Source organism: Vogesella sp. AC12 (genome assembly GCF_024437575.1).
In the GTDB taxonomy this organism is placed as follows: Bacteria; Pseudomonadota; Gammaproteobacteria; order Burkholderiales; family Chromobacteriaceae; genus Vogesella; species Vogesella indigofera.
The window spans coordinates 152833-163769 of sequence record NZ_JANFNU010000003.1; the positions used below are offsets into that span (position 1 = coordinate 152833).

The following is a 10937-nucleotide window of genomic DNA, read 5'->3' on the forward strand; positions in this document are numbered from 1 at the left end:
GGTGGGGGGGGGGGGGGGGGCCGGCGGGGCCCCCAAAACCCCGCCCCGCCCGCAACTATTCACCAATCGCCGCTTCGCCAACAACATAATCGTTTTTCATATTATTTCTCCGCTACACTCGAGCAACGACTCTAGCCTGCGGAACAACACCATGAAAATATCGCAACGATTGGGCCTGTTGATTGCACTGGCCATCAGCGGCCTGCTGATCCTCGCCGTCACCAGCTTCCTGCAGCTCAACCGCGTCTACAACGAGCTGGAACACATCAGCGACAACGTGATGCCGAGCATGCAGACCCTGGCCGCCTTCGACAGCGCGATGCTGGAGCAGCGCAACTCGCTGCTGGCGCACATTCTCAGCAGCGACGACAGCAAGATGGGCGAGATCGCGCAGTCCTTCGCCGAGCACAGCCAGCATGCGGCCGCCGCGCTGGACCAGTACGCACCGATGATCGTCAACGAGCAGGACCGCGACTACCACAGCAAGCTGAAAGAAGGCCTGGCCGAGCTGAACCGCGTCTACGCGCCGATCCTGGACGCCTCGCGCAGCAACCGCAAGGAAGAGGCACAGGTAATGGCCAACAGTGCGCGGGTGATCTTCCAGCGCATCAACGGCATCTCCAAGCAGCACACCCAGTTCAACCAGCAGCTGGCCGACAGCGCCAAGCAGCACGCCATCGACGTCAACCTGCAGGCGAAACTGATTGCCGCCACGGTGGCCGCGGTCGCCATCCTGCTGCTCTGTTTCAGCGGCTGGCGCACCTACCGCCAGGTGGTGGGCAGCGTCAGCCGTGCGCAGCAGAGCATCCGCCAGCTGGCCGAGACGCTGGATTTCACCACCCGCTGCGAGGTGCAGGGCAAGGATGAGATCGCCCTGATGCTGGGTGCCTTCAACCAGCTGATCGCCAAGATGCAGGACAGCCTGCGCACCATGATCACCGCCGCGCGCGACGTGTCGCAGTCGGCTACCGAGCTGGCCGGCTCCGCCAGGCAGGTCGCCGCCGGCTCCTCCGCGCAGAGCGAATCCGCCGCCACCATGGCGGCGGCGCTGGAACAGATCACCGTCAGCATCAACCATGTCGCCGACCGCGCCCTCGAGGCCAACCACCTGGCGCAGGACACCGGCGCGCGCGCGCAGCAGGGCGAGCAGGTGATCGGCGACACCACGCAGTCGATCGAAAGCATCGCCGGCGCCGTCGGCAGTGCCTCCAGCGAGATGGCACAGCTGGTGGACCGCACCCGCGACATCGCCACCGTGGTCAGCGTGATCAAGGATGTCGCCGAGCAGACCAACCTGCTGGCGCTGAACGCGGCGATCGAGGCCGCCCGTGCCGGTGAGACCGGGCGCGGCTTTGCCGTGGTCGCCGACGAGGTACGCAAGCTGGCCGAGCGCACCGCGCTGTCGACACAGGAGATCGCGCAGATCATCAACGCGATCCAGAGCGTGTCCGGCTCCGCCGCCGAACGGATGCAGGGCGCGGTCCACAACGTGGAAAACGGCGTTGGCGAGGCGGCCAAGGCGCGCAGCACCATGCAGTCGATTTCCGATGTCGCCGGCCAGAGCCGGCATCTGGTCGGCGAGATCAGCAGCGCCATCCGCGAGCAGGGCAGCGCCGCCAACAGCATCGCGCAGCAGGTGGAAACCGTGGCGCAGATGGCGGAGGAGAATTCCGCCGCCGCCGGCCACGTCACCGAGCTGGCCAACCGCCTGCAGGGCCTGTCGCAGGGCATGGAACAGGAAGTGTCGGTATACCGCGTCTGAGGCGGTCGCACCCACGCAAAAGGGCCGCCCGGTGGGCGGCCCTTGTCATTGCCGGCAGCGGGCTTACTGGCCTTGCTGCATCAGGCGGCGGGTGGCCAGCGCGGTGTCGGTGTAGTCGGTGAACACACCGTCGACACCGGCGGCAAAGAACAGGCGGTACTCTTCCGCTGGCCGCTCCATGAAGTTGGCCGCCAGGTGTTTGGCCTCGTTGCGGAAGGTGTAGGGGTGCACCACCAGCCCCAGCTTGTGCGCGTCGCGGATCACGCTGTTCGGCTCCAGCAGCGTCATGTCGCGCTGGTCGACCACCTTGTCGCCGTTGACGTCCATCGCCTTGCCGGCCTTGTCGGTCATCGCCTGCCAGCTGATCAGGTACGGTTTCCACGGGCCGATGCCGTCGGCGAAGCGGCGGATCTCCTTCAGCCCGGCCGGGGTCAGCATGTCGGCGTAGGTGCGCGCGTCGCCGGCCACCACGTGGTCATAAGGGCGCAGGGTATCGATGCTACCATCGGGGCGCACGTCGTTGGCGTCGAGCAGGTACACCAGCTTGTTCGGGGTCAGCTTGCGCAGCGTCTTGAGGTTGGCCGCCTCGAACGACTGGATGAACACCGGCGCCGCCTTGCGGTTCAGCCGGTACTTGGTAAGCGCCGCCACCAGCGGTTGCTCCAGCGCCAGGCCCTGCTGCTGGTGCCAGGTCGGGTGCTTGGTTTCCGGATAGATGCCGATGTCGCGGCCCAGCGCCTGCGATTGCTGCGCGCGCAGCGCCAGCACCTCGTCGAAGGTCGGGATCAGGAACTGGCCGTCGTAGGCCTTGCTGCGGTCGCCGCGCGGCTGCACCGCGCGCAGGGTCTTGATCTCGGCGAGGGTGAAGTCGCTGGCAAACCAGCCCTCTTCATCGACGCCGTCCACCTTCAGCGTGCGCTTGCGGGCGGCGAATTCCGGGTGCCGGGCGACGTCGGTGGTGTCCTTCAGGTTCGGCTCGTGGCGCGCGATCAGCACGCCATCCTTGGTGCTGACCAGATCCGGCTCGATATAATCCGCGCCCAGCTCGATCGCCTTCGCGTATCCTTCCAGGGTATGGTCCGGCAGGTAGCCGGACGCGCCGCGGTGCGCCACCACCAGCGGCGGCTTGCCGTCCAGCGTCGGAAACGGGGATGGGCCGGCGGCCAGCACTGGCCCCGACAGCAGGATGGCCAGCAACGGCAGGCGCAAAGGCATGGTTTTCATTGGGTACACTCCCTGAACAGCGTCAATGTGAAATCGCTGCCGCAGCGTGACAGAACAACATGACATTTTATTGACCGCAACATGTAACGGCGATGACAGCGCCCCGCCCTGTCCGCGCCGCACCCCGAATACTGCCGAGACATGCGTCCATTTTCGATGACATTCCGCCTGCGCCCGGGCCTGCTGCTGGCGGTGATCCTGCTGGTCGGCCTGGCCGGGCTGTGGCAGCTGGCCAACAACGCCGCCGACAAGGTCGACGAGGAAGTTGCCGCCCTCACCCGCAAGACCCTGCAACAGGAGCTGCTGCGCCAGCGCAAGACGCTGGGCCAGTCGCTCAACGACTACGCGGTGTGGGACGAGATGTACCGCCAGAGCCAGTCGCCGCAGATGGACCGCGCCTGGCTTGCGGCCAACCTGACCGGCTCGGTGTACCAGAATCTGGATGTCGACATCGCACTGCTGCTCGATCCCGCCGCCGGCGTGCTGTACGCACTGGACCGCGGCGTGGTCAGCCCGCAGCCGCAACGGCTGCTGCAGCTGGAGCCGCGGCAGTGGCAGAACCTGCTGCGCCAGGCCGACCGCTACGACCCGCAGCAGGCCAGTACCGGCCCCAGCCTGCTGCTGCGCCAGCAGCACGGCAACAGCCTGACCGGCCAGCCGCAGACCGCCATCTATCTGGTGGCGATCCAGCGCATCGCGCTGGAATCCGGCGCCTCGCCCGATGGCCGCGCGCGCTACCTGCTGTTCGCGCGCGCGCTGGACCAGCGCCTGCTGCAGGAGATGGCGGCCAGCAACTCGCTGCGCCGGCTGTCGCTGAACTTCTCCGCCACGCCGCAACACAGTGCGGCGCTGGCGCTGGAAAACAGCCAGGGCCAGATCCTGGGGCTGCTGGAATGGGACAACGAGCGCCCCGGCGACGCGGTACTGCAGCGGCTGCTGCCGCAGAGCCTGCTGCTGCTGGCCTTCATGCTGCTGCTGTCCGGGCTGATCGTACGCGCCGGCTACCTGCAGCAGCAGGCCAACGTGCGCCGTTCGCAGCGGCTGGAACAGCAGGGCCGCGCGCTGCAGCAGCTGGTGGCGGCGCGCCATAGCGAAACCCAGGTGCTGCAGGAGTACATCGACGAGATCCTGCCGCTGCTGGCGCAGACCCTCGGCGTCAGCCGCGTCAGCGTGTGGCAGTTCAGCGCCGACCAGCAGAGCCTGCACTGTCTCGCCGGCGTCGATACCGGCGACAGCCTGCGCTTCAGCGGCGACGTGCTGCTGCTGGAGCAGCACCCCGACTACTTCGACGCGCTGCGCGAACAGCGCTACCTCAGCAGCGTGCAGCCGCTGCAGGACGAACGGCTGCTGTCGCTGCGCGCCCATCTGGCGGAGCGCGACATCAAGGCGATGCTCGACGCCAGCATCATGGTCGGCGGCCTGCAGCACGGCATCATCTGCGCCGAAAGCCGCACCCTGCGCCGCGCCTGGCGCCAGGAAGACGTCAACTTCATCTGCTCCGCCGCCGACATCATCGCGCTGGTGATGGAGTCCTCCGCCCGGCTGCAGGCCGAGGGCGAGCTGTACCGCCAGTTCTACTACGACCGCTTCACCGGCCTGCCCAACCGCTCGCGGCTGCAGATGCAGCTGGGCGAACTGATCCAGCAGCGCGAAAACAGCCAGGCGCGCGACAAGCGCCCGATCGGCTGCATGATGCTGTCGCTGGAAGGCCTCGCCAACATCAACGAGCTGTACGGCCGCGACAGCGGCGACCAGCTGATACGCCTGCTCGGCGAACGGCTGGAAAAGCTGGCGCGCAACGGCGAGATGGTGGCGCGCCACGCCGACAACCGCTTTGCCATGCTGCTGCTGGACGAGGACGAGCTGAGCATCAGCCAGCGTACCGACGCCCTGTGCGACCAGCTGCGGCAACCGCTGTTCCTGCAGGAGCAGCAGCTGTTTCTGCGCCTGAGCACCGGCCTCAGCATCTACCCGCACGACACCATCCACGCCGACGGCCTGCTGGAACACGCCGAGCTGGCGCTGCAGATCTCTCGTAACGACCCGGCCGGCAACTGGGTGCGCTTCCGCCCGGAGATGAACGACAACTGGCGCCGCCGCCACCACATCCAGAACGACCTGCGCCAGGCGGTGGCACGCGGCGAGCTGAGCCTGCACTACCAGCCCTACGTGTCGCTGAAGAACGGCCGTGTCGCCGGCGCCGAGGCGCTGGTGCGCTGGGAACACCCCAACCTTGGCCGCATCCCGCCGACCGATTTCATCCCGCTGGCGGAGGAAACCGGGCTGATCAAGGACATCGGCGAGTGGGTGCTGGGCGAGGCCATCCGCCAGGCGGTGCAGTGGCGCGCGCGCTATCTCAGCCAGTTCGTGATTTCGGTCAACGTGTCGCTGGTGCAGCTGGAGGACGCGCGCTTTGCCGAGGTGGTCGCCAGCCAGCTGGCCACCCACCACCTGCCCGGCGACGCGCTGGAGCTGGAGGTGACCGAGGGGCTGGCGCTGCGCAACACGCCGACCATCGACAGCAACCTGCACAAGCTGCGCGCGCAGGGCATCGGCATCGCCATCGACGACTTCGGCACCGGCTACGCCTCGTTCAGCTACCTGCGCCGCTTCCCCACCGAGAAGCTGAAAATCGACAAGCAGTTCCTCGACCAGGTGCCGGACAGCGTTGGCGGCAGCAACCTGGTGCGCATGATCGTGGCGATGGGGCACACCCTCGGTGCCTCGGTCACCGGCGAGGGCATCGAGAATATCCGCCAGGCGCGCTTTCTGGCCGAGCATGGCGGCGATTACGCGCAGGGCTACCTGATCAGCCGGCCGCTGCCAGCCGGCGACATGGAGCGCTTCCTGATCGACAATCCGACGCTGGCACTGTAGCCGCAGGCGGCACTATCGATAAATGTAAGCAAACGTTGCAAAGATGTAACATGGTGCAAAGCAACATTGTCGGACAATCGCGCCGCGTGCTTCCCCAATGCACCGGCTTGATGCACACTGGCCCTGCGTTTGCACCGCTGCCTCCACGCACAGCGCCAGGTTTACACAGATAGCCGGGTGATGGAGGAGAAAATACAGCTCTTCAAAGAGCCACGACACAACAACACAGAGATATTGCGAAGCAAGGTAGCGGTGCAGCGTCCCTTCGGGTTTCCCCCTCTCGTATTCGGCATTACCATGGCCTTTTTGCTTGCGGCCAACCTTCATGAGCCCTGACACTTCCCCGCTGTTGCCCGTTGTCGCCATCCGCTATTGCACCGGCTGTCGCTGGCTGTTGCGTGCCGCCTGGATGGCGCAGGAACTGCTGACCACCTTTGAAAAGGAACTCGGCGAAGTCGCGCTGCAACCCGGCAGCGGCGGCGTGTTCCAGGTGCGCGTCGACGGCGAGCTGCTGTGGGACCGCGCGCGCGACGGCGGCTTTCCCGACATCAAGCAGCTGAAACAGCTGCTGCGCGACCGCATCGCACCGGACAAGGGTCTCGGCCACAGCGAGCGCGGCGGCTGACGCAAGGTTGGCCGCAAGGTGAGCATCCAGCGCAAGATCATCCACATCGATTGCGACTGCTTTTTCGCCGCGGTGGAGATGCGCGACAACCCGGCGTGGCGCGACATCCCGCTCGCCGTCGGCGGCCAGCCGGGGCAGCGCGGCGTGATCGCCACCTGCAACTACGAGGCGCGCCGCTACGGCGTGCACTCGGCGATGCCGTCATCGCTGGCGCTGCGCCGCTGCCCGGCTCTCTTGATCGTGCCGCCGGACTTTGCCCGCTACAAGCAGGCCAGCCTCGCGGTGCAGGCGATCTACCACCGCTACAGCGAGCTGATCGAGCCGCTGTCGCTGGACGAAGCCTACCTCGATGTCAGCGGCCAGCCGCACTGCCACGGCAGCGCCAGCCTGATGGCGGCAGAGATCCGCGCCGCCATCCGCGACGAGGTCGGCATCACCGCCTCGGCCGGCATCGCCCCCAACAAGTTTCTCGCCAAGATCGCCAGCGACTGGAACAAGCCGGACGGGCAATGGCTGGTGCGGCCGCAGGACGTCGCCACCTTTGTCGAGACCCTGCCGGTGGAAAAGATCTGGGGCGTCGGCGCCGTCACCGCCGCCAGGCTGAAGGCTCAGGGGCTGCACAGCTGCGGCGACCTGCAGCGGCTGCCGCTGCTGGAAATGCTGCAGCGCTTCGGCAAGTTCGGCAAAACCCTGTATGACCTGTCGCGCGGCATCGACCACCGCGCGGTGGAGCCGGCGCGCGAGCGCAAATCGGTGAGCGTGGAGGAAACCTACAGTCGCGACCTGCCCGATCTCGCCAGCTGCGAGGCCGAGCTGGCGCCGCTGCTGACGCGGCTTGCACAGCGGCTGCAGCGCATCGGCACGCCGGCGTTTCGCGGCCTCAGCGTCAAGATCAAGTTTGCCGACTTCAGCCAGACCACGGTCGAGCTGGCCGGGCAAACGTTGGCCGCAGACGTATTCCAGCAGCTGCTGCACACCGGCTTCGCCCGCGGCAACAAGCCGGTGCGCCTGCTCGGCGTCGGCGTGCGCCTGCGCGAGGACAGCCCGGCGGCGCAGCAGCTGCCGCTGTTCGAGGAAGGACTGCCGTAGACGGCAAAACAGCCATCCGCCGCGAGGCTGGATGGCTGTCGGGGGACACCGCGGTCGCTCAGTGCGGCAGGAACTTGCGCAGCGCCTGCTCGCGGTCGTGCCACATGCGTGCCACGCTGGCGCGTTGCGCCAGCCGCTCGTGGTACTGCGGTGGCAACGGCAGGCTGGCCAGCGGGTCGTGACCCAGCAGCGTGCTGCCGAGATAGCCCAGATGCGGCAGCGCCACCGCCAGCGCGATGTCGGCGACGGTGAAATCGTCACCGCACAACCAGTTGCCCTCCGGCACCATGCGCCGCGCCAGCGCGGCGGCACCTCGTTCGAGGTTGGCCGCCACCTCGGCCTTGCCCTGCTCCGACAGCGGCGCGCCGAACAGCGCGTGGCGCACCAGCGGCGCGCTGGCGGCGATCAGGTAGTGCTCGATCAGCAGCGCCAGTTCACGGGCGCGGGCTCGGCCGTTGGTCGACGGCGGCAGCAGCGACAGCGTCGGGTAGGCATCCTCCAGCCACTCCACGATGGCGCCGGATTCGGCCAGCTTGAAGCCGTTGATGTCGACGTAGGGAATCTTGCCCATCGGGCTGGCCGCCAGCACCGCCTCGTCCTGCGACGGGCGCTGCAGCCGCTCCTCGAAGTTGACGCCCTTTTCGAGCAGGGCCACCTTGGCCTTGTTGTACCAGGGCGACAGCGCGGAACCGTACAGGATGATCATGCGGAAACTCCAATAATTGCTGGTGGGGGCATTATGGCATCACTTGGCCGCGCTGCGCGCCGTCGCCCAGCGCTCAATGGCCTGGCGGATCACCGGCAGCCCTTCGCGCGCCACCTTCTCGCCTTCCAGCATCGCCGCGCCGCGCTCGTCAAAATCGGCGGAGCCGATGTGCAATACCCGCGGCCGCAGCGTGACGTTGGCCTGTTTCAGCTCCTGCGTCAGCGCTGCCTGGCTCATGATGTTGAGGCTCTGGTCGAGCAGGCTGAGGAAGCCGAGCGCGCTCTTGCCGGTGGGCTTGGCCGAGATGTCGACCGCGATCACGATGTCGGCACCCATCTCGCGGGCGGCGATCACCGGCACCGGGCTGGTCAGCCCGCCGTCGACGTAGCGGCGGCCGTTGATGGTCACCGGCTGGAACACGTTGGGAATCGCCGCCGAGGCGCGCACCGCGGTGCCGGTGTCGCCGCTCTTCAGCACCACCCGCGCACCGCTGTCCAGATCGGTGACCACCGCGCCGAAGCGGCGCGTCAGCTGCTCAATCTTCTTGCCGTCCACCTGCTGGTTGACCATCGCCGCCAGCTTCTCGCCCTTCAGGAAGCCGGAGGTGGAGAAGGTGAAGTCGCGCAGGTCGCTCTCGTTGATGCGCAGCGCGCGGTAGCGCAACGCCTCGCCGTCGACGCCGGAAGCATAGATGGCGCCGACGATGCTGCCGGCACTGGTGCCGGTGATGATGTCGGGCACGATGCCGTTCTGCTCCAGCACGCGGATCACGCCGACATGGGCGAAGCCCTTGGCCGCGCCGCCGCCCAGCGCCAGTGCGACTTTCGGTTTCAGTACCGGTTTCGGGACCACTACCACCGGTGGGGTCGGCGTGGTGCACGCCGCCAATAAAAAAATTGCAGCACTGGCTGCAATTCTGGACACAGACCACATGGGCAAGGCTCTCACTGCTTGGGTGGGGAACGACTGAATTCGATCACCTGGCTACCGTCAGCCAGGATGGTCGGCTTTTTCTTCGGCTGCGCCTTCCAGGCGTGGCCGTACAGCACTTCGTAGGTTGCCGGCAACTGGCCGTCGCGGCGCCGCGTTTCGTAGGCGTCGCAGATCCGCTGCCAGGTGTGCTTGCCCATCAGACCACGATTCCGGCCGGCAGTTGCATTGTGGGCGCCGATCGCCTTCAGGTCGTGCATCACCTCGCGCACGCTGTCGTAAGTCATCACGATCTTTTCCATGTCCATCACCGGCTCGGAGAAGCCGCAGTGCATCAGCGCATCGCCCAGATCGTGCATGTCGATGAACTGGTTGACGTGGGTGGCGCCGTCCACCGCGCCGAAGGCGGCGCGCAGCTCGGTCAGCGTATCCGGCCCCAGCGTCGAGAACATCACCATGCCCTCCGGTTTCAGCACGCGCTGGAATTCGGCAAACACGCTGTCCGGCACGTTGACCCACTGGATCGCCAGATTGGACCAGATCATGTCGACGCTGTTGTCGGCCAGCGGCAGGCGCTCGACATCGGCGCACAGTTGCCACGGCGCCGGGCGGCGGAACAGGCGGCCGAGCATGCCCTGGCTGTCACGCTGCTTCTCGCGCGACGCGCACAGCATGCCGTGCGCCAGGTCCAGCTCCAGCACCCGCGCCTGCGGGTAGCGCTGGCGCAGCATCGCCGCGCCGTAGCCGGTGCCGCTGCCGGCGTCGAGGATCACCGCCGGTTGCAGCTTGATGTAGTCGAGACGCTCGGCCATGCGGTCGGACACCTCGCGCTGCAGTACCGCGGCGGAGTCGTAACTGGTGGCCGCCCGCTCGAACGAGGCGCGAACGCGGTCTTTGTCGGTGTAAAACGCTTCGCTCATGCGTGCTGTTCCAGATGTAGTCGCAGGGCTTCGACAAAGTCCGTTTCATGCGACAGAAACGGTGCGTGCGAAGCCTGGGGAAAGTCGTAAAAAGTGGCGTCGGCCAGCTGCTGGGCCAGCCAGCGCCCGGCCCCGATCGGGGTGATCGCGTCGCGCGCGCCGTAGAACAGGCCGACCGGACAGGCGATGGCCGGTGCCAGCGCGCGCGCGTCGGCGTGCAGCAGGCAGTGCAGCGCCGGCAGCAGGCCCTGCGGCCGGCCATGGGCAAACAGCTGCGCCTTCAGCGCCTTCAGCGTGTCGCGTGCCGCCGGCGCGCCCATCATCTGCAGCGCGAGAAAGCGCTCCAGCGTCAGCTCGAAAGCGGTGTCGAGATTGGCACCGACGCCCTCGATCGCTTCGCGCGCCTGCGCATGCGGCCAGGCTTCGTCGCGCACGAAGCGCGGGCTGGTGGCGACCAGCGCCAGGCTGCGCACCTGCTGCGGATGCTGCGCCGCCCAGTGCTGCGCGATCAGGCCGCCGAGCGACCAGCCGAGCAGATGCACCGGCAGCGGGAAGTGGCCGGCGAGCGCGTCGGCAATCGCCGCTGCGTCAAAGTGCGCGGCCGCGGCGCTGGCGCCGTGGCCGGGCAGATCCACCAGGTGCAGACAGAAATCGGCTTCAAGGTTGGCCGCAACGCGCTCGAACACGCCGCCGTGCAGCCCCCAGCCGTGCAGCAGCACCAGATCCGGGCCACGGCCGCGGGATTCTATAAACAGGGTCATCGACTAGTGCAAATGGGGCAAAACCCGATTTTCGCAATAGCGC

9 protein-coding genes are annotated in these 10937 nt (G+C 67.2%); 4 read left to right on the forward strand and 5 right to left on the reverse strand.

From position 1 onward, the window contains the following. Window positions 1–151 precede the first annotated feature (151 nt). On the forward strand, window positions 152–1762 hold the full coding sequence (locus tag NOM55_RS07080; protein ID WP_255908024.1) for a methyl-accepting chemotaxis protein: 1611 nt from the start codon (window positions 152–154) through the stop codon (window positions 1760–1762). 63 nt (window positions 1763–1825) lie between these two features. On the opposite strand, the gene NOM55_RS07085 is transcribed toward NOM55_RS07080, so the two are convergent. Further along, window positions 1826–2986 carry a glycerophosphodiester phosphodiesterase gene (locus tag NOM55_RS07085; RefSeq protein WP_255908025.1) on the reverse strand — a complete coding sequence of 387 codons (1161 nt, stop codon included), beginning with the start codon at window positions 2984–2986 and terminating at the stop codon, window positions 1826–1828. A gap of 141 nt (window positions 2987–3127) precedes the next feature. Between NOM55_RS07085 and NOM55_RS07090 the strand changes: the two genes are divergently transcribed. The 3 genes from NOM55_RS07090 (at window position 3128) to dinB (ending at window position 7577) form a co-directional block, all read left to right on the forward strand. Continuing rightward, the gene (locus tag NOM55_RS07090; RefSeq protein ID WP_255908026.1) at window positions 3128–5863 is read left to right on the forward strand and encodes an EAL domain-containing protein; all 2736 of its coding nucleotides are present in this window, start codon (window positions 3128–3130) and stop codon (window positions 5861–5863) included. A 325-nt stretch (window positions 5864–6188) separates the two neighbouring features. Next, the gene (locus NOM55_RS07095) at window positions 6189–6488 is read left to right on the forward strand and encodes a SelT/SelW/SelH family protein (protein ID WP_255908028.1); all 300 of its coding nucleotides are present in this window, start codon (window positions 6189–6191) and stop codon (window positions 6486–6488) included. 18 nt (window positions 6489–6506) lie between these two features. Beyond that, window positions 6507–7577 (forward strand): DNA polymerase IV, encoded by a 1071-nt coding sequence (gene dinB / locus NOM55_RS07100; protein ID WP_255908029.1) that lies wholly within the window; start codon window positions 6507–6509, stop codon window positions 7575–7577. 58 nt (window positions 7578–7635) lie between these two features. On the opposite strand, the gene NOM55_RS07105 is transcribed toward dinB, so the two are convergent. From NOM55_RS07105 to bioH, 4 genes are read right to left on the reverse strand one after another with little or no spacing between them, the layout of a single operon-like run. Continuing rightward, the gene (locus NOM55_RS07105) at window positions 7636–8283 is read right to left on the reverse strand and encodes a glutathione S-transferase family protein (RefSeq protein WP_255908030.1); all 648 of its coding nucleotides are present in this window, start codon (window positions 8281–8283) and stop codon (window positions 7636–7638) included. A gap of 39 nt (window positions 8284–8322) precedes the next feature. Further along, on the reverse strand, window positions 8323–9216 hold the full coding sequence (locus NOM55_RS07110) for a patatin-like phospholipase family protein (RefSeq protein ID WP_120810252.1): 894 nt from the start codon (window positions 9214–9216) through the stop codon (window positions 8323–8325). 11 nt (window positions 9217–9227) lie between these two features. Further along, window positions 9228–10133, reverse strand: a complete 906-nt coding sequence (gene bioC / locus NOM55_RS07115) for a malonyl-ACP O-methyltransferase BioC (protein WP_047965900.1) — start codon at window positions 10131–10133, stop codon at window positions 9228–9230. Continuing rightward, window positions 10130–10894, reverse strand: a complete 765-nt coding sequence (gene bioH, locus NOM55_RS07120; protein ID WP_047965899.1) for a pimeloyl-ACP methyl ester esterase BioH — start codon at window positions 10892–10894, stop codon at window positions 10130–10132. Before bioH ends, bioC begins: the two co-directional genes overlap by 4 nt. Window positions 10895–10937 lie beyond the last annotated feature (43 nt).